22 protein-coding genes are annotated in these 20,916 nt (G+C 61.5%); 17 read left to right on the top strand and 5 right to left on the bottom strand.

The genetic code is table 11. From position 1 onward, the window contains the following. From SYN65AY6A5_RS03245 to SYN65AY6A5_RS03200, 10 genes are all read left to right on the top strand, one after another. Positions 1–297 (top strand): zinc ribbon domain-containing protein (locus SYN65AY6A5_RS03245; protein WP_143596986.1); only part of this gene is annotated, 297 nt, incomplete at its 5' end. 379 nt (positions 298–676) lie between these two features. Then, entirely contained in the window at positions 677–2,041 is a 1,365-nt protein-coding gene (locus tag SYN65AY6A5_RS03240; RefSeq protein WP_011430495.1) for a histidine phosphatase family protein, read from the top strand. An 11-nt stretch (positions 2,042–2,052) separates the two neighbouring features. Further along, positions 2,053–3,387: a dihydroorotase gene (locus SYN65AY6A5_RS03235; protein ID WP_099813168.1), complete on the top strand. Its 1,335-nt coding sequence runs from the start codon at positions 2,053–2,055 to the stop codon at positions 3,385–3,387. An 88-nt stretch (positions 3,388–3,475) separates the two neighbouring features. Next, complete coding sequence (locus SYN65AY6A5_RS03230) at positions 3,476–4,495, top strand: YihY/virulence factor BrkB family protein (RefSeq protein WP_168173347.1); 1,020 nt, start codon at positions 3,476–3,478, stop codon at positions 4,493–4,495. Beyond that, positions 4,464–5,564 carry an L-threonylcarbamoyladenylate synthase gene (locus SYN65AY6A5_RS03225; RefSeq protein WP_011430498.1) on the top strand — a complete coding sequence of 367 codons (1,101 nt, stop codon included), beginning with the start codon at positions 4,464–4,466 and terminating at the stop codon, positions 5,562–5,564. Before SYN65AY6A5_RS03230 ends, SYN65AY6A5_RS03225 begins: the two co-directional genes overlap by 32 nt. Then, positions 5,534–6,064: a 5-(carboxyamino)imidazole ribonucleotide mutase gene (purE, locus tag SYN65AY6A5_RS03220; protein ID WP_011430499.1), complete on the top strand. Its 531-nt coding sequence runs from the start codon at positions 5,534–5,536 to the stop codon at positions 6,062–6,064. Before SYN65AY6A5_RS03225 ends, purE begins: the two co-directional genes overlap by 31 nt. Before the next feature lie 71 nt (positions 6,065–6,135). Continuing rightward, on the top strand, positions 6,136–6,915 hold the full coding sequence (locus tag SYN65AY6A5_RS03215; RefSeq protein ID WP_071813555.1) for a hypothetical protein: 780 nt from the start codon (positions 6,136–6,138) through the stop codon (positions 6,913–6,915). 102 nt (positions 6,916–7,017) lie between these two features. Next, positions 7,018–8,052, top strand: coding sequence for a GTP-binding protein (locus tag SYN65AY6A5_RS03210; RefSeq protein ID WP_099813166.1), 1,035 nt, complete (start codon positions 7,018–7,020; stop codon positions 8,050–8,052). 80 nt (positions 8,053–8,132) lie between these two features. Further along, entirely contained in the window at positions 8,133–8,459 is a 327-nt protein-coding gene (locus SYN65AY6A5_RS03205; RefSeq protein WP_228375221.1) for a hypothetical protein, read from the top strand. A 2-nt stretch (positions 8,460–8,461) separates the two neighbouring features. After that, on the top strand, positions 8,462–8,683 hold the full coding sequence (locus tag SYN65AY6A5_RS03200; RefSeq protein WP_011430503.1) for a hypothetical protein: 222 nt from the start codon (positions 8,462–8,464) through the stop codon (positions 8,681–8,683). 52 nt (positions 8,684–8,735) lie between these two features. Here the strand turns inward: SYN65AY6A5_RS03200 and guaA are convergent, their stop codons facing one another. After that, positions 8,736–10,286 carry a glutamine-hydrolyzing GMP synthase gene (gene guaA / locus SYN65AY6A5_RS03195; RefSeq protein ID WP_099835001.1) on the bottom strand — a complete coding sequence of 517 codons (1,551 nt, stop codon included), beginning with the start codon at positions 10,284–10,286 and terminating at the stop codon, positions 8,736–8,738. A 374-nt stretch (positions 10,287–10,660) separates the two neighbouring features. Between guaA and SYN65AY6A5_RS03190 the strand changes: the two genes are divergently transcribed. The 3 genes from SYN65AY6A5_RS03190 to SYN65AY6A5_RS03180 all read left to right on the top strand — a co-directional run bounded on the left by SYN65AY6A5_RS03190 (position 10,661) and on the right by SYN65AY6A5_RS03180 (position 12,929). After that, on the top strand, positions 10,661–11,665 hold the full coding sequence (locus tag SYN65AY6A5_RS03190) for a hypothetical protein (protein ID WP_099835893.1): 1,005 nt from the start codon (positions 10,661–10,663) through the stop codon (positions 11,663–11,665). Continuing rightward, on the top strand, positions 11,662–12,444 hold the full coding sequence (gene rsmG / locus SYN65AY6A5_RS03185) for a 16S rRNA (guanine(527)-N(7))-methyltransferase RsmG (RefSeq protein ID WP_011430507.1): 783 nt from the start codon (positions 11,662–11,664) through the stop codon (positions 12,442–12,444). The genes SYN65AY6A5_RS03190 and rsmG overlap by 4 nt, the downstream gene beginning before the upstream one ends. Positions 12,445–12,638: 194 nt before the next feature. Further along, positions 12,639–12,929, top strand: a complete 291-nt coding sequence (locus tag SYN65AY6A5_RS03180) for an RNA-binding protein (protein WP_011430509.1) — start codon at positions 12,639–12,641, stop codon at positions 12,927–12,929. A 39-nt stretch (positions 12,930–12,968) separates the two neighbouring features. Here SYN65AY6A5_RS03180 and SYN65AY6A5_RS03175 read toward each other — a convergent pair whose 3' ends face one another. Both SYN65AY6A5_RS03175 and SYN65AY6A5_RS03170 read right to left on the bottom strand, forming a co-directional pair. Beyond that, positions 12,969–13,802, bottom strand: a complete 834-nt coding sequence (locus SYN65AY6A5_RS03175; RefSeq protein ID WP_011430510.1) for a metal ABC transporter permease — start codon at positions 13,800–13,802, stop codon at positions 12,969–12,971. A 15-nt stretch (positions 13,803–13,817) separates the two neighbouring features. After that, entirely contained in the window at positions 13,818–14,573 is a 756-nt protein-coding gene (locus SYN65AY6A5_RS03170) for a metal ABC transporter ATP-binding protein (protein ID WP_011430511.1), read from the bottom strand. Positions 14,574–14,617: 44 nt separating this feature from the next. Between SYN65AY6A5_RS03170 and SYN65AY6A5_RS03165 the strand changes: the two genes are divergently transcribed. From SYN65AY6A5_RS03165 to SYN65AY6A5_RS03150, 4 genes are all read left to right on the top strand, one after another. Continuing rightward, entirely contained in the window at positions 14,618–15,571 is a 954-nt protein-coding gene (locus SYN65AY6A5_RS03165) for a zinc ABC transporter substrate-binding protein (protein WP_240527869.1), read from the top strand. Positions 15,572–15,643: 72 nt separating this feature from the next. After that, positions 15,644–17,449 (top strand): aspartate--tRNA ligase, encoded by a 1,806-nt coding sequence (gene aspS, locus SYN65AY6A5_RS03160; protein WP_099813162.1) that lies wholly within the window; start codon positions 15,644–15,646, stop codon positions 17,447–17,449. Between the two features lie 59 nt (positions 17,450–17,508). Next, a complete protein-coding gene (gene fabI, locus SYN65AY6A5_RS03155) occupies positions 17,509–18,285 on the top strand; it encodes an enoyl-ACP reductase FabI (protein ID WP_011430514.1) in 777 nt (258 codons plus the stop codon). Between the two features lie 21 nt (positions 18,286–18,306). Then, positions 18,307–19,443, top strand: coding sequence for an AI-2E family transporter (locus SYN65AY6A5_RS03150; RefSeq protein ID WP_011430515.1), 1,137 nt, complete (start codon positions 18,307–18,309; stop codon positions 19,441–19,443). A gap of 80 nt (positions 19,444–19,523) precedes the next feature. Here the strand turns inward: SYN65AY6A5_RS03150 and SYN65AY6A5_RS03145 are convergent, their stop codons facing one another. Both SYN65AY6A5_RS03145 and SYN65AY6A5_RS03140 read right to left on the bottom strand, forming a co-directional pair. Next, a complete protein-coding gene (locus SYN65AY6A5_RS03145; RefSeq protein WP_083759164.1) occupies positions 19,524–20,420 on the bottom strand; it encodes a sulfatase-like hydrolase/transferase in 897 nt (298 codons plus the stop codon). Then, the gene (locus SYN65AY6A5_RS03140) at positions 20,408–20,908 is read right to left on the bottom strand and encodes a hypothetical protein (protein WP_011430517.1); all 501 of its coding nucleotides are present in this window, start codon (positions 20,906–20,908) and stop codon (positions 20,408–20,410) included. The genes SYN65AY6A5_RS03145 and SYN65AY6A5_RS03140 overlap by 13 nt, the downstream gene beginning before the upstream one ends. Positions 20,909–20,916 lie beyond the last annotated feature (8 nt).

Below are 20,916 nucleotides of genomic sequence, written 5' to 3'. Positions count from 1 at the left end.
GTGGTCGTCGTGGAAGTATCGGAAGCGTACACCAGCAAAACCTGTACCAAGTGCGGGCACATCCACACCAAGTTGGGTGGCGCAAAGGTGTTTAGATGCCCAAAGTGCAACCATAGGCTACCACGAGATTGGCAAGGCGCTCTGGGTGTTATGCTCAGGGCTTTGCGGGATACCGCCTTTCTGTTTGGACTCCGTCCGAGTAGCGCGGTCGCGTCAGCGTCGCGTAGTGACAACGGAAACGGCCAGAATGCTATCGCTTCACCGCTGAGCAGTAATGCTCAGCAGTGTTCAGCGTAAATGTATCAGCACAGCTATGAAGCCTATCTCCCTTATCTGGAGTTTCTTCTGGATCAGAAGCTGGACTGGAAAAGCCGCAGTGGCCGCCTGAACTAGCCTATGCCAAGCCAGAGGGTTCCTGCCCCAGCCGCAAGGGGGGATATAGGGGGGCTAGCTGGCTTGCTCTTTGTTCGCGTCTTCCCGCTCCTGAAGAGCTGGCAGAGTTTTCTCAGTGGCTTGGGCGGCTCATCCCAATTGAAAACTTGACTGCCCGATCTGTTGAGGCCAGAATCCGGGACCCAACCCCTAGAAAGAACCCCACTGGCAGGGCAAGCCCAGCCCAACAGCGATACTCTAGGCGATACTCTAGAAGGTGTTCTTGAGTAAGTCCGTGCAAACAATGGCTCAGCCTGCCCTGCGCATCCTGCTCGTGCGCCACGGTGAGAGCACCTTCAACGTCGAAAATCGCATCCAAGGCCGCTCCGATCTCTCTCGCCTCACCCCCGGTGGAGAAGCGCAGGCACAGCGGGTAGCTGAGGTTCTGGCCGGGATCCCCTTGGATTATGCCTACTGCAGCCCTCTCTCCCGTGCCCTCGACACCGCCCGTATCATTCTCAAGGAGCGAGCGGGGATCCCTTTGTTTATCAGCGAGTACCTGCGGGAGATCGACCTGACAGCTTGGGAGGGCTTGACCTTTGCCGAGGTGAAGGAGAAATACCCAGAAGATTACCACCTATGGCGGCACCGTCCCGACGAGCTGGAGCTGGAGGGGCGCTTTCCGGTGCGGGATCTCTGGCAGCAGGCGCAGGAGTTTTGGCAACTGCTGGCCGAGCAAGTGAAGTCAGTGCCCCCCGCCTCCTCTGATCGGAGAACCGATCCAAGGCATCCCCTCACCGTTCTCGTTGTCGGACACAGCGGCATTAACCGCGCCCTGGTCAGCACCGCCATTGGCTTGGGGCCGGTTCACTACCACCGTCTTGGGCAAGATAACTGCGCCATCAGCGTTCTCAACTTTCCCCAGGGCCTGGGGGCGCTGCCGCAACTGGAATCTTTGAATATCACTGCCCATCTGGGCCAGCCTCTGCCCAAACGCAAGCAGGGGATGCGTATCCTGCTGGTGCGGCACGGCGAGACGCAATGGAACCGGGAGCAGCGCTTTCAGGGGCAGCGCGATATTCCTCTCAACGCCACTGGCGAGGAGCAGGCAGCTAGGGTGGCGGAGTTTCTGGCCGACCAGCCGCTGAACCTGGCTTTTTCCAGCCCGCTGAAGCGCCCCTGGGCTACGGCGGACGCCATCTGCAGCAACCACCCCAACCTGATCCTACGCCCGATGCCGGAGCTGCAGGAGATCTGCCACGGCGACTGGGAGGGCAAGCTCCAGAGCGAGGTGGAAGCCGAATACCCCGGCGAGCTGGAGCGCTGGCAGCGGGATCCGGCCGCGGTGCAAATGCCCAACGGGGAAAATCTGTACCAAGTGTGGGATCGCACGCGCTCGGCCTGGGAAGAGATTTTGGCCATCACCGCCGCCCAATTTCCCGAAGGCACGGCCGTGGTGGTGGCCCACGACGCCATCAACAAGGCGATCATCTGCCAGTTGTTCGGCCTTTCCCCCCACGCCTTTTGGATCTTCAAGCAGGGCAATGGCGGCATTACCGTTATCGACTACCCGGAAGGAAAGGACGGCACCCCTGTTCTCAAGGTGTTGAACCTCACCACTCACCTGTCCGGCCAGATTTTCGACTGCACCACAGCGGGTGCGCTTTAGGGAGGTGGAAGATGGGATCCACCCTCCCTGCCGACCTGAGCCTGCTCAATCTCTGCCTCCGTGGGGTGCGCCTGTTGGATCCCTGGCAACAGCGGGATGAGGTGACCGACGTGTGGCTGCAGCAGGGCCGCCTCCGGGCCACCGAGCCGGCGGGGATCCCTGCCGACATCCCCCGCCTGGAGGCTGCTGGCTGGGTGCTGGGGCCGGGCTTGATCGATCTGTACGCCCACAGTGGCGAGATCGCTGATCAAGAGCTCTCCCCCTGCCGCGAAACCCTCGCCTCTCTGGGGGCAGCAGCTCTGGCAGGGGGGTTTACCCAAGTGGGTCTTCTCCCTGCCCCCCTGCCCGGAACGGCAACTTTCCCGGTGCTGGACGAGCCGGAGCAGGTGGGCCGCTACCGCCGCCGAGCGGGGGATTCCCGCTGGCTGCCCTGGGCTGCTTTGAGCTTGCGTGACCGGGAAGAAGCTCCCAGCCTCTGGGGAGAGCTGGCCCGCGCCGGCGCCATTGGCTTTGTGGCCCGGACTGAAGGATCAGAGCCGCTGCGGTCGTTGGCCCTACTGCGGCGGGCGCTGGAGTATTTGCGGCCTTGGAATAAGCCGCTGCTGGTGTGGGCCTGGGATCCCAGCCTGGCTGGCTCGGGCAGCCTCTACGAGGGGGTGTGGGCGCTGCGCTTGGGGCTGAAGGGGATCCCAACCAGTGCCGAAACCGCGGCCTTGGCCCGTCTCCTGGAAGTAGTGCGCAGCGTTCCTTCGCCGGCGCCGGTGCATGTGATGCGCCTCAGCCAAGCCCGCAGCCTGGAGCTTGTCCAGCAGGCCCAAGCAGAGGGGCTGCCGGTTAGCGCCAGCACCACCTGGATGCACCTGCTCTTGGCGGAGGAAGCCGTCTTGGAGCACGGCTACGATCCCCACCTGCGCCTCTTGCCTCCTCTCCCCCGCAGCAGCGACCGCGAGGCCCTCATCGCCGGCATCCGCAGCGGCAGCCTGGGTATTGCCACCGACCACGCCCCCTACACCTACGAGGAGAAAACCCTGCCCTTTGCCGAAGCCCCTCCTGGGGCCATAGGCCTGGAGCTGGCGCTGCCCCTGCTGTGGCAGAACCTGGTAGAGACGGGATCCCTGACGGCGCTCCAGCTCTGGTCGGCCCTCAGCCTCTACCCGGCCCGCTGCCTGGGGTTGGAGCCGCCCAGCCTAGCTCCCGGAAGTGACTGGGTGCTGTTCGATCCGGGCCATACCTGGACGGTCTCGGCAGCCACCCTTTGCTCGCGATCCCTGGCCACTCCCTGGCTGGGCAGGACCCTGCGCGGCAAGGTGTTGCACACCCATGTTGAAGAAGGAAGCCAGCCCTGAACCTGAGACCGGCAAAACCCCTTCTCTGTGCCAAGAGGCGCAGGGCCTTGAATTATCCTGGGAGCTAGGCTCAAGGGGGTAGGGGCCCATGAAGCTAGGGAAGCGGCTGGGGACGCTGCCGAGCTTCCGGCAGTTGCAAGGGATCCGCTGGGCATGGGGAGAGTGGAGTCGCCAAGGGGAGCTGGCCTGGCGTACACTACGGCTGGCCTGGGAAAACGCGATGCGCTACCGGCTGTTTGGCCTAGCCTCCGAGATGGCCTACAGCTCGATGTTGGCCCTATTTCCCTTTATCCTCACCCTCTTGACCGGGATTGGGCTGTTTGTCGGCTCCTCTGAGCAAGCTTTTCAGCGCCTGATGGAGCAATTGGGGCAGATTGCCCCCCAAGAAGCCCTGGTGCTTCTGGAACGGTATGCGCGAGAGCTCCGCTTTGGGGAAAACCGAGGCTTGCTCTCCTTCAGCTTCTTAGGAACCCTGTGGGCTGCCTCTGGGGCCTTGGGAGCAGTGATGACGGCTTTGGATCTCAGCCACGAGATCCCCCAGGAGATGCGCCGCCCCTTTTGGAGACGCAAGCTGATCTCGATGGTTTGGATGCTAGCTACCCTGGGGTTAACCGGTTTGGCCAGCTTGATCTTCTTGTTCAGTGCCAGCTTTTTCCGCTTCTTGTCCGCCCAAGCGAAATCCCTAGCGGAGGGGGTTGCCGGGCCGGATCAGTTGGATCCCTGGCGGGAGCTGGCGCTGAAGTTGTGGGAAGCGCTCACCTGGCCTATCTCGTTGGGGATGATCGTCGTCTCCTGTTGGGTGCTGTACCGATTCGGCCCCAGCTTGCGCCGGCCCCAAATGCCGATTTGGCCAGGAGCGATTGTGGCCAGCCTGCTTTGGGTTGGGGTGTCGTGGGGGCTGCGGGTTTATGTGGAGCACTTCGGCCAGCTCAACCAAGTCTACGGAGCCGTGGGGGCAGTTATTGTCTTATTGCTGTGGGTTTGGCTCACTTCCTTGGCGCTGCTGTTTGGGGATCAGATTAACATTGCCCTCTACCAGGCCCGACAATGGATTCGGGACTGCTCCCCCACCCCTCATGCAAACGCAGATCCTCCCCCCCACCCCTGAGCACATTGCCTTGGCGGCTGAAGCGCTGCGGCGGGGCCAGTTGGTGGCCATACCTACAGAGACGGTGTACGGCCTGGCGGGCCACGGCCTCAACGAACAGGCGGTGGCAGAGATCTTTGCCGCCAAGGAGCGCCCCCGTTTCAATCCCCTGATCCTGCATCTGCCGGCTGGGCTGGATCTAGAGACACTGCAGGGCTGGCTGGTGGATCTGGAGGCTTTTACTCCCGCCGCTCGCGCTCGCCTGGGATCCCTTGTCGACACCTTTTGGCCGGGGCCGCTGACGCTGGTGCTGCCCAAGGGATCCCGGGTGCCGGATCTCGTCACCAGTGGCTTGCCCACGGTGGCGCTGCGGATGCCCGCCCACCCCGTGGCCCAGGCTTTGCTGCGGGCAGTTCAGGTGCCTTTGGCTGCCCCCAGCGCCAACCGCTTTGGCCGCCTCAGCCCTACCTCGGCCCAGGCCGTCTATGCCGAGTTGGCGGGGCGGATCCCTTACATTTTGGACGGGGGAGAGTGCAGCGTGGGCCTGGAATCGACAGTGCTCAAGCTCAGCCCCGACGGCACGCCCACCCTGTTGCGCCCTGGCGGGATCCCGCGGGAAGTTTTGGAATCCCACCTCAATTTGCCCCTAAGCTCTCCCCCTGCCCCAGACGGCAAGGAGAGTCCAGAGGCTCCCGGCCAACTGAGCAGCCACTACGCTCCCGGTAAGCCCATCTGGCTTTTGCCCACTGCCTTTGCCCAGCTTCAGCCTGAGGATTGGCAACAGTTGCGGCGCTTGGCCACTGGCCACTCGCACCTAGGCATTCTCAGTTTCGCCGCCAAACCAGAAGCGCTGGCAGAAAGCCTCTCCCGCCACTGTCCTGAGGTCACCTTTACCCTAGAATGTCTGGGCCCGGATCCCAACTCGGCGGCCCACGCCTTCTTTGCCAGCCTGCGCCGCCTGGATGAGGGAGCGGCCACCTTGCTGTTGGCTGAACCGCCACCAGTTGTCACTGGCCTAGGTTATGCGATCATGGATCGGCTACGACGGGCCAGCCGCTCATGGAAGTCTCCCCTCTCGTCGCCATCCTAATGGGCAGCGATTCCGATCTGCCCACCCTGGCACCCGCTGCCCAGGTGTGTGAGGAGTTTGGGATCCCCTACCAACTGCAGATCCTCAGCGCCCACCGCACCCCGGAGGCGATGGTGGACTTTGCCCGCCGCGCCCATATCCAAGGGATCCGCGTCATTATCGCCGGCGCCGGCGGGGCGGCCCATCTGCCGGGGATGGTAGCCTCCCTTACCCCTCTGCCGGTCATCGGGGTGCCGGTGTTCAGCCAATCTCTGCAGGGGCTGGACTCCCTATATTCGATCGTGCAAATGCCCAAGGGGATCCCGGTGGCTACTGTAGCCATCGGCAATGGCTACAACGCTGGACTCTTGGCCGTGCAGATCTTGGCCAGCGGCGATCCCGCCCTGCAACAACGGGTGCTGGCCTACCGGGAAAGCCTCAAGCAAGCGGTGCAAGAGAAAAACGCCCAGTTGCAAACTCAGGGGTGGAAAGCCTATCTCAGCTCCGCCGGCAGAGCATAATTATTGAGTGAGAGAGCGTTGGCCTGTCTTGACAGGGATCAGATGGGACGAAGTTGGGGGAGTTGCCAGCGGTGAAGGATGGATCGGGTCGCCCCTCTTCCGGACAGGGATCCTGGCGGGAATATCTGCAGCGAGTTCAGAAAGGGGCAGTGGAGAGGGGATCCCAGGTGGCCCTGTGGCTACTCTCGGGGCCGCAATGGCGGGTTTTGGCCCTGTCGGGCTTGGCCTTGGCGGGGCTGGCTTTTTGGCACTGGCGGCTAGCTCTTTCTCTAGCTGTGGGCAGTGGGGCAATGCTGGGGCTGTATGCTGCGCGCAGCCCTGAGTTCAGCCGCCGCTGGCAGGAGTTGCAAGCCTGGTTTCGCCAAGCCGATCGCTCCCTGCTGCTTGCTGTTGTCGGGGGGGCAGGCGCCGCTCTGGGCACCTACATCGTGGTTTCCATCTGGGCAGAATCCAGCCAGCGCTGGCTGGCCACGGGCGCCATTTTGCAGGGGCTAGCCACCTTTGCCTTGTTGGCGCTGCTGTTTTGGGAGTGGCTTAGCCGCCGCCAAGAGCGGCAGCGTTCCCAACTGGAGCGAGATCTCAGCGACATCGCTTCCCCCGACTCCTACCGACGGCTGCTGGGCGTGCGTCGGCTGCAGAGCTTGATGCCATACCTGGATGCCGAGCAGACGCGGCTAGCGGTGGACTACCTCCGCCTCGCCCTTGACCAAGAAACCGTGGCTGTCGTCCGGGAAGCCCTGCTGGAAGCTCTGCAGGGGTGGGGGATCCTGCGTCGCCTCAACGATTTGGCCGACCTCAAACGCCCCGAAAGCAGCGGGGATCCCTCTTCAGGTCGGAACCACAGCGTCTAGATGGCTGCCTCAACATCTCCGCTGGGGCAGCGAGTCTTCAAAGAGCGTCATTACAATGAGGATAAAGTGGAAGGGTCCTCTTTAGCAGATTGCGGTTCCTCCATGACCACTACCATTGAAGTGCCCAAGCGAGGCTTGCCTGTCACCATCATCACTGGCTTTCTGGGGAGCGGGAAAACCACTCTGCTCAACCACATCCTCCGCAACCAGAAAGGGATGCGCACAGCGGTGCTGGTCAACGAATTTGGGGAGATTGGCATCGACGGCGAGCTGATTGTCTCCAGCGAAGAAGACCTCGTAGAGCTCAACAACGGCTGCATCTGCTGCACCATCCGCGACGACATTGTCGAGAGTGTGCTGCGCCTGATGGAGCGCTCCGACAAAATCGACTACCTGGTGGTGGAGACCACAGGACTGGCGGATCCCTTGCCGGTTGCCCTCACCTTTTTGGGGCCAGAACTGCGGGATCTGACACGGCTGGATTCGATCATCACCCTGGTGGATGCCAGCAACTTCGCTCCTGATCTGTTCAACAGTGACGTGGCCTACAGCCAAATTGCCTATGGGGATGTCATTCTCCTCAACAAAACCGACCTGGTTGAGCCGGCGGAGATCGAGCGCCTGGAAAAACGCATTCGCGAGATCAAGGAAGATGCCCGCATTTTGCGCACGGTCAACAGCGCAGTGCCCCTAGAGCTGATCCTGGATACAGACCTGTTTCAGTCCAGCTCTCTGCCCCAGGAGGAGGCTCCCGACGCTGAGCATGACCATGAGCATGACCATGAGCATGACCACGAACACGGCCATGATCACGGCCACTCGCACCGCAGCCACATCGAGGTCGATGGTTTTAACTCCCTGGCCTTTGAGAGCGATCGCCCCTTCTCTCTAGACGCTTTCCAGAACTTTCTCAACGAGTTGCCCGATGCAGTCTTTCGGGCCAAAGGGATCCTGTGGTTTGAGGAAAGCCCAGAGCGACATATCTTCCACCTCAGCGGTCGGCGCTACACCCTCAGCAGCGACGCCTGGCCTCGCCAGCCCAAAAACCAGTTGGTGCTCATCGGCCAGCACCTCGATACGGCCAAGCTGCGGCAAAAGTTGGAAGCCTGTCTTGTCCCGGCGCCCGTCCAGGGCTAAGAACTGGGTGGCGGCTTAGAATCGTCGGGCCCTGTTCCGGCAGCCTCGCGAGGGGAGCCTTGAGAGAGGGCATCCCAGCTATGTCCGACATCTTTGTGATGATCCGCAACCAGGCCAACAACGCCCTCACTTCCATCGACGGGATCCCTTTTGTCGCCTTTCTGGAGCGGGAGGGGCAACTGATTGCCGAAGAAACCATCGAGTTAATCTACGCCGACGCCGGCTTTGATGACCTGCCGATTGGAGAATACACTGTGGGGGTACGGCATGAACGGGTGGAACCGCAAAAAGCCACCTGCCCGGTTGCGATTAGGGGTGCCAACGAAGTTGTTTTGGTAACATTTGTTTACCTCGAGCCGGAGCGGGTTCTGCTGAACGCTCAGATTGCTGTGGAAAAAAGGTTGTAACCATGACCGTCAAAGTGATCCCATCGCACTCCATCAAAGCTTTTCGCTATCGAGTGTTTTGTCTGGGACAAGATCTCTGGAATGCCCGGGATCCGATTAGCCGTGCCAACCTAGCCCTACAACTGGCCGACGCGGCCACAACCCTGGCCCGTATGGAAGTGCAAGCCGCTCAGCCTTTCAGCTCAAGCCCTTCCTATTCCCTGCCGGAAGCAGGCCATAGGTAATCGCTCCAGTCCGGCCTTGAGGCCAGAGGCAAGGGATCCCGCCCGACCAGCATCACTCCCACTCGATGGTGCCGGGGGGCTTGGAGGTGATGTCGTAGACTACGCGGTTGACGCCCGGCACCTCGTTGACGATGCGGTTGGAGATGGTGGCCAAGAGGTCGTAGGGCACCCTAGCCCAGTCCGCCGTCATGCCGTCTTCGCTGGTGACCAGTCGCACCACCACCGGGCAGGCATAGGTGCGCTTATCCCCCATCACCCCCACCGAGCGCACTTCCGGCAGCAACACGGCAAAGGCTTGCCACAGCTTGGGATAGTAGCCGGAGCGGTTGATCTCCTGGCGGACAATCATGTCGGCCTCGCGCAGGATCTCCAGCCGCTCTTTGGTGACCTCGCCCACAATGCGGATGGCCAGGCCCGGCCCCGGGAAAGGATGGCGGCCAACAATTTCTTCCGGCAAGCCCAACGAACGGGCCAGTTGCCGTACCTCATCTTTGAAGAGCTTGCGCAGAGGTTCTACCAGCTTAAAGCGCAGATTCTCCGGCAAGCCGCCGACGTTGTGGTGGCTTTTGATCTTGACGGCAATGCGCTCTCCGGTAACCGGATCCACATTGGTGTTGGCCGACTCGATCACATCGGGGTAAAGGGTGCCCTGGGCCAGGTACTCGAAGGGGCCCAGCCGCTGCGACTCCTCCTCAAACACGCGAATAAACTCTGCCCCGATGCGTTTGCGCTTCTCCTCGGGATCGGTGACCCCCTGCAACTGGCGGAGAAAGCGCTCTTGTCCGTCCACGTAGTGGACAGGGATGTGAAATTGCTCTTGGAAAAGGCGCAGCAGCCGCTGCGGCTCATCTTTGCGCATGAACCCCTGGTCGATGAACACGCAGGTGAGCTGATCCCCAATGGCCTTGTGTAGCAGAAAAGCCAAAGTAGAGCTGTCCACCCCCCCCGAAAGGGCCAACAGCACCCTCTTGTCGCCCACGCGGGCACGGACTTCCCGAATGGCCTCCTCCAGAAAAGCTTCCGTTGTCCAGGTGGGCTCGCAGCCGCAGATGTGATAGACAAAATTGCGAATGAGAAAGGTACCGGCCTCCGAGTGGGCCACCTCTGGGTGAAATTGCACCCCGTAGAGACGGCGCGCCGGATCGGCAATGGCGGCAAAGGGGGTGTTGTCAGTGTAAGCCAGCGAATGAAAGCCCGGGGGCAACTCGGTCACCGAGTCTCCGTGGCTCATCCACATGATGCTGCTTTCTGGCAGGTTGGTGAGCAGATCGGTGGGATCCAAAATGTGCAGGGCGGCACGGCCGTATTCCCCCTTCTGGGCCGGCTCCACCTTGCCCCCCAACTGCTGCACCATAAGCTGCATACCGTAGCACACGCCCAGGATGGGGATCCCCAAGTTCCAGATCTCCAGGTCACAAGCGGGAGCGCCCGGCTCATAGACCGAGTTGGGGCCGCCGGAGAGGATGATGCCCTGGGGCCGCAGTTGCCGCAGTTGCTCGGCAGTGGTGCGGTAGGAAAGGATTTCCGAATAGACGTGGGTTTCGCGAATACGCCGGGCAATGAGCTCAGAGTACTGGGATCCAAAATCGAGAATAACAATCATCTGGCGCTGCACCTTGAGGGAGGAAGGAAAAAGGCCGGGAGGGAGGGGAGAGGTAGAAGAGTTCACAAAACCTCGCAAGTGCAGAATGAGAAAGCCGGGCCTAGCGACTAACTCGGCTGTGGATAAGAAACATTAAGGGCTCTTCCATCGTAACAGGGATGGAGGCGCTTGCTTGCAGTTGCCTGTCCTGGAGAGTCCCTATCGGGTGGGAAGAGAGTTTTCGCTAAAAAACCGCTCACTGGCTAGGCAATGATTCCCAGCAACCATCGCAACGGGGAACCCAGATGACCAGGTAAAGGCAAGACTTATGATCGAAAAAAGAAGCCATCCAGACCGGTGGAGATACTGGCAAAGATCCGCAGTGCCATCGTTTTATGTCCGTTGTTGCTGAGTCCTTTCAAACGTATCTTCGTCGTCGCCGTCGTCTGCTGGCTCGCCGTCTCAAGCGGCAGCAAGGGTGGGGTGTGGTTTTGGCTTTGTTGGCCTTGTACTTGGTCAGTTGGGATGCGCTGAGCGAGGGTGGGTCGTTGCTGCACTTGGGGAGAGGGCAACCCCTATGGCTGGTGGTGATCCCGCTGTTGGGGGGAGGACTCTACAGCTTGGGCGCTGGGATGGTCTGGATGCTGCGCCAGCGCTGCTCTGCCCAGCTTTTGGCCGAGATGATCAGCTTGCCCCACTTGGCTTTGGCCGCCCTGCTCTGGCTGGGTCTGGCCATCTGGGGAGAGCAGCTTTCGCCTTTCCTGTTACGACAAAAAAACCAGTTATTGGCGGGCCTGGTGATGAGTTGGCTGTTGGCTCAGGGGTGGAGTTTTCTTCGCTCCCACTGGATCGTGGAGGTGGGGCAGCTGTGGAGGGATTATCTGCAGGAGCTGCGAGCCTCGGTGTTACAGCCCTGCTACCGGCGCCTGGAAAGCTGCCGCCATTCGCTGCGCCTCTATCAGGCCATTTGGCAAGACCTACAACTGGAAGAGCTGGAAGCCCAGCACCTGATCCAGGTGCTCTCTGAATCGCTGTTGCCGCTGACCTTGCCGCTCAAGGTCTATGCCCAGCGGGTTCACCACTACTGCCAACAGTTGGCAGCCCTGCTGGCGCAGATGCAAGAGCAGGTGGAGCGACTGGAGCAGGTGCTTCTGGATGTGGAGCTGGAGTTGGCCTCCCGTCAATCCTTCCAGGCCCAGCCACAGCCGATTAACCTGCTGGTGGAAGAGGGGATCCACTGTCAGGAGCTGGATTTGCAGGAGTTGGTTTGCCTGAACCAGGAGCTGCTGGGGGCCGATCGCTCTTTGCAGGGCTTGGCCGAAGAGCTCAAGGGCTGGGCCGACAAAGCCATCCCCGCCGGCTTAAAACTGGGATTGCCATGGCTGCGATCCCTGGGATGAAGAAGGCTGACCCGCCTGCTTCTGAGCCCCCAGAACTGGAGGCCCTGTGGTCAAGCTGGCTGGTGGATCTGGGCTGGCAGCCTTCTGAGCCGCAGCAGCAGCAACTGCAACAGCTCTATTCCCTGGTGATGGCCGGAAACCGCACCCAAAACCTCACCCGCATCACCGATCCCATCGATTTTTGGGAGAAACACCTGTGGGACTCGCTGCGGGGCCTGCGCCTGCTGGGATCCTGGGATGAAATCCAAGCTCAGCCCTGGCGCGGGATCGACATCGGCACCGGGGCAGGGTTTCCAGGGATCCCGGCCCAGATCGCCCTGCCCCAGGCCCACTTCACCCTCCTAGACAGCAGCCAACGCAAGATCGCCTTTGTGCAAGAAGTTTTGCAGCAGCTTTCCCTCGCCCAGGCGCGGGCGGTGGCCCAACGGGCAGAGATCTGGGGGCAAGACCCGCAGGAACGCGGCAGCTACGATCTGGCCTTGGCCAGAGCCGTGGCAGCGGCGGAGATCTGCGCCGAGTATTGCCTGCCCCTGCTCAAGGTGGGGGGACGCGCCATTCTCTACCGCGGCCATTGGACCGAGGCAGAAGCCCAAACCCTGAAGCGGGCCCTTTCTCTTTTGGGGGGGAAGCTGATCCATGTCGAAGCCTTCACTACCCCCCACAGCCACGGGATGCGGCATTGCCTGCTGTTGGAGAAAGTCGCCCCTACACCAGCTTGCTATCCCCGTCCTCCCGGCATTCCCAAACGCCAACCCCTGGGACAGGACAAGCGCCGCTAAAAGTTGGGATCCTTAATTTCCTAGTTCAAAAAAGCTTCTGCACATTCCTGGAGAAAGATCTTGGACAGGTAGTTTGCAAATGCCGTCGGGGAGACTAAGATGTGGATGGCATCAGGTTCGGATTGAGCCAATGGTCTAACCAGGTGAGCTTCCGAACTGAGCGCTAAAGGTTAAGGTTCGGAGTTCGCTACGTTATGACCATTTTTGTGGGCAATCTGTCCTTCAAGGCCAGTGAAGAAGACCTACGGCTTGTGTTTTCCGAGTACGGCACCGTCAAGCAAATCAAGCTGCCGGTGGATCGGGAGACGGGCCGCAAGCGCGGCTTTGCTTTTGTGGAACTGGAAAACGAGGCCGACGAGCAAAAAGCCATCGATGAGTTGGATGGCGCCACCTGGATGGGCCGGGATCTGAGGGTTAACAAGGCCATGCCGCGTCAGGCCGGCGCAGGCGGCGGCAGGCGGGATAGCCGTTCTTCCCGCTTCTAATCCGATAGGCTCTGGGCCGGGGATCCCTCTCCCCGGCCTTTAGCTTTGGCCGAAGATGACTTTGGCCAGAAAGGCCAAGCCAAACCAGGTGGAGGCCACCAGGACAATAGCCGGGCCAGAAGCGACGTTGAGGTAGTAGCTGGCGTACATCCCCAGCAAGCTAGCGCTGACGCCAAACAGGGATCCCAGCAGCATCACCTGCTGCAGGCGAGGCACCAACAGGTAGGCTGTTGCTGCCGGCGTGATGAGCATGGCCAGCACCAGCAGCACCCCCACCGCCTTCATGCTGGCCACCAAAGTTAGGGAGGTGAGCGCCATCAGCCCCCAGCCCAGTCCCTCGGTGGGCAGGCCGGCTGCCTTGGCTCCCAGGGGATCGAAACTGTAAAAAGTCAGCTCTTTAAAAAAGAGGGCCACCAATCCCAGCACCAGAGCGGTGATGCCCACCACCGTCAACACGTCGGCAGCACTTACCCCCAGCAGGTTGCCGAAGAGGAAGTGGTTGAGATCGATGCGGGCCCGCCGTTGGATCAGGGTGATCAACAGGATCCCCAAAGCAAAGAAAGCAGAAAAGACGATCCCCATGGCCGCATCGGGCTTGAGGGGAGTGGCGGAGCGGATCCACTGGATGAGCAGAGCGCTCAGCAACCCCGCCACGAAGGCGCCGACAAAAAGGTTTAGGCCCAGCATGTAGGCAATGGCCAGGCCCGGCAGCAGCGAATGGCTGAGGGCATCTCCCAGCAGGGCCAAGCTTTGCACCAGCAGATAGCTGCCCACCACGGCGCAGAGCATGCCGATGGCCACGGCCACCAACAGGGCCCGCTGCATGAAGGCAAAGCGCAAGGGATCCGCCAGGGTGTGCCAGAGCCCTTCCATACCACCTCTCACCCCCTAGGCAGCCGAGTCCAAGGGCAGGATACGGCCATAGGCCCGCTGCAACACCTGCGGCTGCAACACCTGCTGCGGGGATCCCTGGGCAATCAGCACGCGGTTGAGGAGCAGCACCTCGTCAAAGTAGGCCAGCGCCTGCCCCAGGTCGTGGTGCACCACCATCACGATATGGCCGGCGTCGGCCAGCTCCCGCAACACCTGAAACACAATGGCCTCGCTGGGCTGGTCGATCCCGGCCAGCGGCTCGTCCAGGGCGTAGATCTCCGCTTCCTGCGCTAGAGCCCGCGCCAAAAACACCCGCTGCTGCTGTCCCCCTGATAGCCGACCAATGGGCCGATCCCGATAGGCTCCCATCCCCACCCGCTCCAGGGCTTGCGCGGCCCGCTCCCGACCTTCTGGCCCGATGCGGCGCAACCAGCCGGCAGCTCTTACCTGTCCCATCAGCACCACATCCCACACCGTGGCCGGAAAGCTCCAGTCGATGGCCGACCGCTGCGGCACATAGGCCACTTGCTCCCCCCGCAGCACCTGGCCGCCGTAGCGCACCTCGCCCCCCTCTTTGGGCACCAACCCCAACAGCGCCTTGAGCAATGTACTCTTGCCGGCCCCGTTGGGCCCCAGGATGCCCGTGATGCGCCCCGGCCGGATCTCGGCGCCGATCCTCTCCAACGCCAGCAACTTGCCGTAGCGCACCGTCAGATCCCGCACCACCAGGGAGGCCGGACGAAGCGGGAGAGAAACCGCTGGTTTTTTCATTTTCCTTTCATTTTCATCAAGACCAGTGTAACCTAGGGGGGTACATGAATCATGAAACGATTATGAAAATGAAAGCTTTGTTTTTTGCTGGGCGCCACTTGGCGGTGGGATTTGGCCTGGTGATCGGGGGTTGGCTGTCCCTGGCTGGCTTGGCTGTGGCGCGTCCCCGCGTCGTGGTCACCACCACCTTGATTGCCGATTGGGTAGGGCAGGTGGGGCAGGATCGCATCCAGCTCAGCAGCCTGCTGCAGCCGGGCGTGGATCCCCACGTCTATGAGCCGACGCCGGCCGATGCCGCGGCCCTGGAGCAAGCGGATCTGGTGTTTTACAACGGCTACAACCTGGAGCCGGGGTTAATTCGTCTTATCGAGGCCACGGCCCAAGGAGCGCGGCGGGTTGCCCTGGCCGAGATCCTTGAGCCCATCGTCGCCGATGAAGACGGGATCCCGACGCCGGATCCCCACGTGTGGGGCAATGTGGAAAACGTCATCCTCATGGTGGAGCACATTGCCCAGGAGCTGACGGAGCAAGTCCCCAACGAAGCCGCTTTTTTCCAGGCCAATGCCGCCGCCTATCGGGCGGAGCTGGAGGAGCTCCACACCTGGATCGGGGAACAGATTCAGACCATTCCCCCCGCCAACCGGGTTCTGGTGACCACCCACGATGCCTTTGCCTACTACACCCAAGCCTACGGCCTGAAGATGGGGGGATCCCTCCTGGGGATCAGCACCGAGGAACAGCCCAGCGCCCAGACGGTGGCCCAGTTGGTGGAGGAGATCCGCGCCCTGGGGGTGCCGGCGGTCTTTGCCGAGACCACCCTTAACCCCGCTCTCATCCAGACGGTGGCCGCCGAAGCCGGGGTGCAGGTAGCCGAACAGGAACTGTACTCGGACTCTTTGGGGGAAGCAGGCAGCGGCGCCGAAACCTACGTCGCCATGATGCGCCTCAACACCTGCACCATCGTGGCGGCCTTGGGCGGATCCCCTGACTGTCCTTGAGGGGCAGCATCGAGACGGTGGGGCTGAGTTTTGTATGATAGGGGCTCAGACCCTCGTTATCTCACCGCGTCCATGCCTGCTGCCATCCGTCGCCCGCCTCGTTCCCTCTACTGTGGCCAAGTGCGCCCGGCCCACATCGGCCAGACCGTCACCCTCTACGGCTGGATCGACCGCCGCCGCGACCACGGCGGTGTGATCTTCTTGGATCTGCGGGATCGCTCCGGCATCGTGCAACTGGTGGCCGATCCCCAGAAAACCCCCCTCTCCTACGAGCTGGCGGGGCAGGTGCGCAGCGAATATGTGGTGCGGGTAACGGGAACGGTTCACCAAAGACCTAGTGACTCCTTTAATCCCCGCCTGGCCACCGGCGAGGTGGAGGTCTACGCGGAAGAGTTGGAAATTCTCAGCCGGGTGGGCAAGCAGCTTCCCTTCAACGTCTCGGGGGAGGAAGGGGAAGAGGTGCGGGAGGAGATCCGCCTGCGCTACCGCTACTTGGACTTGAGGCGAGAGCGCCTGTCCCGCAACCTGCAGCTGCGTCACCAGGTCATCAAGGCCATCCGCCGCTTCCTGGAGGACGAAGAAGGCTTTATCGAGGTGGAGACCCCCATCCTCACCCGCTCTACCCCCGAAGGTGCCAGAGATTACCTGGTGCCGAGCCGCGTCAACCCCGGGGAGTGGTTTGCCCTGCCGCAGTCGCCCCAGCTTTTTAAGCAGTTGCTGATGGTGGCCGGCGTGGATCGCTACTACCAAATTGCCCGCTGCTTTCGGGATGAGGATCTGCGGGCGGATCGCCAGCCGGAGTTTACCCAGCTGGACATGGAGATGAGCTTTATGGATCAGGAGGCGATCCTGGAACTCAACGAGCGGCTCCTCTGCCATATCTTCAAAACCGTCAAAGGCATCGACCTGCCCCGCCCTTTCCCGCGGCTGACCTATGCCGAGGCCATGGCCCGCTACGGCTCCGACAAGCCCGACACCCGCTTTGGGCTGGAATTGGTGGATGTTTCGCCGCTGTTTCAGGGATCCGGCTTTAAGGTCTTCGCCAAGGCCTTGCAAGAGGGCGGTGTGATCAAAGTTCTGCCGGTGCCGGGCGGCGACGAAAAGATCTCCAACACCCGCATCAAGCCGGGCGGGGATCTGTTCAAGCTGGTCACCCAGTACGGGGCGGGTGGCCTGGCCTTCATCCGGGTGCGGCCCGGCAGCCTCGACACCATCGGCGCCCTCAAAGAAAGCCTCAGCCCCGAGCAGGAACAGCAGTTGCTGCAGCTTACCAACGCCAAGCCGGGGGATCTGCTGCTGTTTGGAGCAGGGCCGGCTGCCGTGGTCAACGAGTCGCTGGGCCGCCTGCGGCTGCACCTGGGCCAGGAGCTGGGCTTGATCCCGGAGAACGCCTTGAATCTCCTCTGGATCACGGATTTTCCCCTGTTTGAATTCAATGCCGAGGAAAACCGCCTGGAAGCCCTGCACCACCCCTTTACCGCCCCCCACCCCGACGACTTGGCCGACCTGAAAACGGCGCGGGCCCAGGCCTACGACCTGGTCTGGAACGGCGTGGAAGTGGGCGGGGGATCCCTGCGCATCTACCAGCGCGAGATCCAGGAGCAGGTTTTCCAGACCATTGGCCTTACCCCTGAGCAGGCGCGGGACAAGTTTGGCTTTTTGCTGGAAGCCTTCGAGTACGGCACCCCGCCCCACGGCGGCATCGCCTATGGCCTAGACCGGCTGGTGATGCTCTTGGCGGGGGAAGATTCCATCCGCGATGTCATCGCCTTTCCCAAAACCCAGCAGGCCAGGTGTTTGCTCACCGGTGCCCCTTCCGGCGTCGAGGCCAAGCAGCTCAAAGAACTGCACGTGGCCTCCACCTATCAGCCCGGCTGAACAGGATCCCCTGTTCCGGACTGTGGAAGGATAGAGAAGAACCTACCCCACCTTTCCGTATGCTAGACCTGACCGGAAAAAAAGCCTTGGTAACCGGCATTGCCAACGAGCGCTCCATCGCCTGGGGCATTGCCCAGCAACTGCACAAAGCGGGGGCGACGTTGGGGGTTACCTATCTGCCGGACGAGCGGGATCGCTTCAAGACCAAAGTCCAGCAGCTCACCGAGCCCCTGCAGCCGGATTTTCTCCTCCCTTGCGACGTGCAAAGCGACCAGCAGATTGACGAGCTGTTTCAGGCAATAGCCCAGAAATGGGGTCAGGTCGATATCTTGGTTCACTGCCTGGCTTTCGTCAAAAAAGAAGAGCTGAGCGGCAACTTTAGCGATATCTCGCGGGAAGGGTTTGCCCTGGCCATGGATGTGAGCACCTACTCCCTGATTGCCCTCTGCCGGGCCGCCAAGCCTCTCTTGAGATCCGGCAGCAGCATCCTCACCCTCACCTATTTGGGGGGGGTGCGGGTGGTGCCCAACTACAACATGGCCGCTGTCACCAAAGCGGGCCTGGAAACCTGCGTTCGCTACCTGGCGGCCGAGCTGGGCCCCGCCGGGATCCGGGTGAATGCCATCTCCGCTGGACCCATTCGCACCTTGGCTTCTTCGGCCATTGCTGATTTCCATGCCATGCTGCACGCGGTCGAGGAGAAAGCTCCGCTGCGGCGCAATATCACCCAGCTCGAGGTGGGCAATGTGGCAGCTTTTCTGGCCAGCGACCTGGCCAGCGGCATTACCGGCCAGGTGATCTATGTGGATAGTGGATATAGCATCCTGGGTTTTTAGGCTCTTGGGGATCCCCCTGGCATGAATCGCTTCTCGCCTTTGCAGCGGCTGCTGCTCACCTGGATTTTGATCGTCATCAGCGGCTGGCTGGCCCTACAGGTGGGCCGGCTGTTTGGCCATCTGCTCACCACCATCCTGACGGCGGCGGTGCTGGCTTTTTTGCTCAACTATCCGGTGCAGGTGCTGCGGCGCTATCGGGTAAGCCGCGGTTTGGCAGTCACCCTGGTTTTTGCCCTGTCGGTGGTGCTGCTGGCCTTGGTGGGGATCGCTGTGGTGCCCATCCTGGCCAAGCAGGTGGTGCAGTTGGGGGCGCGGATCCCGGAGTGGGTGGATACCTTACAAAGCTGGCTGGATCAAATCAGCCTGTGGGCGGCAGAGCGCAACATCAACCTCGGCCAGACAGAGCTGGTGAACACCCTCCTCAACCGCCTGCAGGCCAGCGCCGAAAAAATTGCCGGCCAATCCCTGGACATCCTCCTGGGCACCTTCAATCAGGTGATCGATCTGGTGTTGGTGTTGGTGCTGGCCCTCTACATGCTGCTCTACGGGGGGCAGTTCTGGCAGGGGTTGCTCAGCCTCTTCCCCAAGCCCTGGGGACCGCGCATCGGCGAAGCCCTGGCTCTGAGTTTCCAGAACTTTCTCATCAGCCAGTTGGTGTTGGGGTTCATCATGGCCCTGATGCTGGTGCCAATTTTTGGGTTTTTGCGCGTGCCCTTCGGGCTTTTGTTTGGCCTGTTGATCGGCCTGCTGGAGGTGATCCCACTGGTGGGGGGCTTTATTGGCATCGGCGCGGCAGCGGTGCTGCTGGCCTTTCAGGATATCTGGCTCAGCCTCAAGGTGGTGCTGGTCTCCCTAATTGTGCAGCAGGTTAAGGATCGGGTCATCGCCCCCCGCCTGATGGGGGAACTGATCGGCCTCAACCCGGTGTGGATCTTGATCGCCCTGTTGGTGGGGGCGCAACTGGGGGGCATCCTGGGCGTCATCGTCGCGATTCCCCTAACCAGTGTGGTGAAAAGCCTCTACGAGATCGCGCGTTCCGCCGACTTGGCCGCCGAAGAGGGCTTGGACTCGACCACGAGAGTGACCTCTCTGGGCGAAAGTCGCAGAGAAACTCGCCGGGATCCCACCTTGCCCAAACCGGAGACCCAACAGGTTTAGCGTGCTGACGTTCCAAGCGGAGCCGAACCCGAATCCGTATCTCCCCTCTCCCTTTGGGAGAGGGGCCGGGGGTGAGGGCCTCAGCGAATTTTTCCCTCGATAAAAGGCACCTCCAGCACCTTTTCGTGGTGGATGGGGCCATGGCCAAAATAGCCCCCTTCCCCGAACAATTCGCCGTGGTCGGCGGTAACGGTGATGTAGGTGTTTTTGGGAACCAGATCGAACAATTGTTCAAAAACCCCATCTAGGTAGCGCACCGCCTCGATCTGCCGCTGGCGCAGCTCCTCCAACTGGGCGGCGCTGAAAAAGGGGATCCCGGCCTCTTCCCCTTCATCCAGGCGCTTTAACACGCCATTCACCCCAGAGATGCGGGGCCACAGGCTGGGATCCTCATCGGGCAGGGCGTAGGGATAGTGAGTTTCGCCCACATTCAACAGGTAAAAGCTGGGGCGATCCGGATCAAAGCGCAACTGCTCCACCATGGCTGCCATGTCGTTGTGGCGCGGCATGAGGCGGTAGGAATCGAAGTCGCGGTTGAGCAGGGTGCTGGGGTTGAGCACCGGCAGGGAGACCATGGCGTGGGTGGTGTAGCCCAGTTGGTGCTTCAGTAGCGTCGGCAAATAGAGGTGGGGCAGCAGATGCTTGAACTCGATCGGCTGCCGGGTACCGAGGCGCTCGTTGTAGCGCAAATATTCCTGCTTGTAGTGTTCAGACGCGAAAACCTGGGTGGGGCTGGTGTGGGGCAGCAGGCCCATGAGCAGGTTGTAGTGGGCGGGAGCCGTCCAGGAAGCGTAGCTCCAGCGCTTTTCCAGGGATCCCAGCTTGAGCAGATGCTTGGGGTTGGCGGCCAGCAGGCTGTCGAAACGGCAACTGTCGAGAACGATCAGCAGATAGTTATTCTGTCCCTGGGGTTCCGGTCGAGGGTCGGACTCAGACGAGGGAGCCGCAGAAGATCGCCACCAGTTCAAGAGTCCCATTCCTCTTCCTCCTGGGCAGAATAGGGCCGTCGGACGATCCGCCAGTTGGGGGCTGTGGCCGCGTCGTCTTCCTCCTCAAGTTCTTCCTCAGGATTGGCAGATTTAGGAGCCGGGTCGCGAATGCGTTCCGGCGGGATATTGGAGTAGGAATAGCGGCCTGCCTGGGGATCCGGCAGATCCTGAGGCAAATAGTGGTCGGGGGGAATCATCTGCGCTTCCAAAAAGCGCACTCGCTCGATGAGCTGGTTTAACTTGCGGATTGCCTGTCGCTGGAATACCCGGTCGTGCAGCCGCCAAGCGCCCACATACAGAAACCCCAAGCCCACTCCTACCCCATAGGCCGTCAAGAGGGTCAGCGACAAAGGAATCGCAGCGCCAGCTTGCCCGGCTACGACTACGGCTGCCGCAGATCCCCAGTTTTGGACAAGGAAAACGAGCAGGGTCAGTATCCACAGGCCCAGGAGTATGGAGCGGATATTCTGGAGCATGGCCGCCA

The organism is Synechococcus sp. 65AY6A5 (genome assembly GCF_002760415.1).
Lineage (GTDB): Bacteria > Cyanobacteriota > Cyanobacteriia > Thermostichales > Thermostichaceae > Thermostichus.
This window is presented reverse-complemented; position numbering and strand designations above follow the sequence as displayed.

Bases quoted from the DNA above. Each gene is read 5' to 3' on its own strand.
- SYN65AY6A5_RS03240 (WP_011430495.1), top strand. From the start codon at position 677: ATGGCTCAGCCTGCCCTGCGCATCCTGCTCGTGCGCCACGGTGAGAGC.
- SYN65AY6A5_RS03235 (WP_099813168.1), top strand. From the start codon at position 2,053: ATGGGATCCACCCTCCCTGCCGACCTGAGCCTGCTCAATCTCTGCCTC.
- SYN65AY6A5_RS03230 (WP_168173347.1), top strand. From the start codon at position 3,476: ATGAAGCTAGGGAAGCGGCTGGGGACGCTGCCGAGCTTCCGGCAGTTG.
- SYN65AY6A5_RS03225 (WP_011430498.1), top strand. From the start codon at position 4,464: ATGCAAACGCAGATCCTCCCCCCCACCCCTGAGCACATTGCCTTGGCG.
- purE (WP_011430499.1), top strand. From the start codon at position 5,534: ATGGAAGTCTCCCCTCTCGTCGCCATCCTAATGGGCAGCGATTCCGAT.
- SYN65AY6A5_RS03210 (WP_099813166.1), top strand. From the start codon at position 7,018: ATGACCACTACCATTGAAGTGCCCAAGCGAGGCTTGCCTGTCACCATC.
- SYN65AY6A5_RS03205 (WP_228375221.1), top strand. From the start codon at position 8,133: ATGTCCGACATCTTTGTGATGATCCGCAACCAGGCCAACAACGCCCTC.
- SYN65AY6A5_RS03200 (WP_011430503.1), top strand. From the start codon at position 8,462: ATGACCGTCAAAGTGATCCCATCGCACTCCATCAAAGCTTTTCGCTAT.
- guaA (WP_099835001.1), bottom strand. From the start codon at position 10,286: ATGATTGTTATTCTCGATTTTGGATCCCAGTACTCTGAGCTCATTGCC.
- SYN65AY6A5_RS03190 (WP_099835893.1), top strand. From the start codon at position 10,661: ATGTCCGTTGTTGCTGAGTCCTTTCAAACGTATCTTCGTCGTCGCCGT.
- rsmG (WP_011430507.1), top strand. From the start codon at position 11,662: ATGAAGAAGGCTGACCCGCCTGCTTCTGAGCCCCCAGAACTGGAGGCC.
- SYN65AY6A5_RS03180 (WP_011430509.1), top strand. From the start codon at position 12,639: ATGACCATTTTTGTGGGCAATCTGTCCTTCAAGGCCAGTGAAGAAGAC.
- SYN65AY6A5_RS03175 (WP_011430510.1), bottom strand. From the start codon at position 13,802: ATGGAAGGGCTCTGGCACACCCTGGCGGATCCCTTGCGCTTTGCCTTC.
- SYN65AY6A5_RS03170 (WP_011430511.1), bottom strand. From the start codon at position 14,573: ATGAAAAAACCAGCGGTTTCTCTCCCGCTTCGTCCGGCCTCCCTGGTG.
- SYN65AY6A5_RS03165 (WP_240527869.1), top strand. From the start codon at position 14,618: ATGAATCATGAAACGATTATGAAAATGAAAGCTTTGTTTTTTGCTGGG.
- aspS (WP_099813162.1), top strand. From the start codon at position 15,644: ATGCCTGCTGCCATCCGTCGCCCGCCTCGTTCCCTCTACTGTGGCCAA.
- fabI (WP_011430514.1), top strand. From the start codon at position 17,509: ATGCTAGACCTGACCGGAAAAAAAGCCTTGGTAACCGGCATTGCCAAC.
- SYN65AY6A5_RS03150 (WP_011430515.1), top strand. From the start codon at position 18,307: ATGAATCGCTTCTCGCCTTTGCAGCGGCTGCTGCTCACCTGGATTTTG.
- SYN65AY6A5_RS03145 (WP_083759164.1), bottom strand. From the start codon at position 20,420: ATGGGACTCTTGAACTGGTGGCGATCTTCTGCGGCTCCCTCGTCTGAG.
- SYN65AY6A5_RS03140 (WP_011430517.1), bottom strand. From the start codon at position 20,908: ATGCTCCAGAATATCCGCTCCATACTCCTGGGCCTGTGGATACTGACC.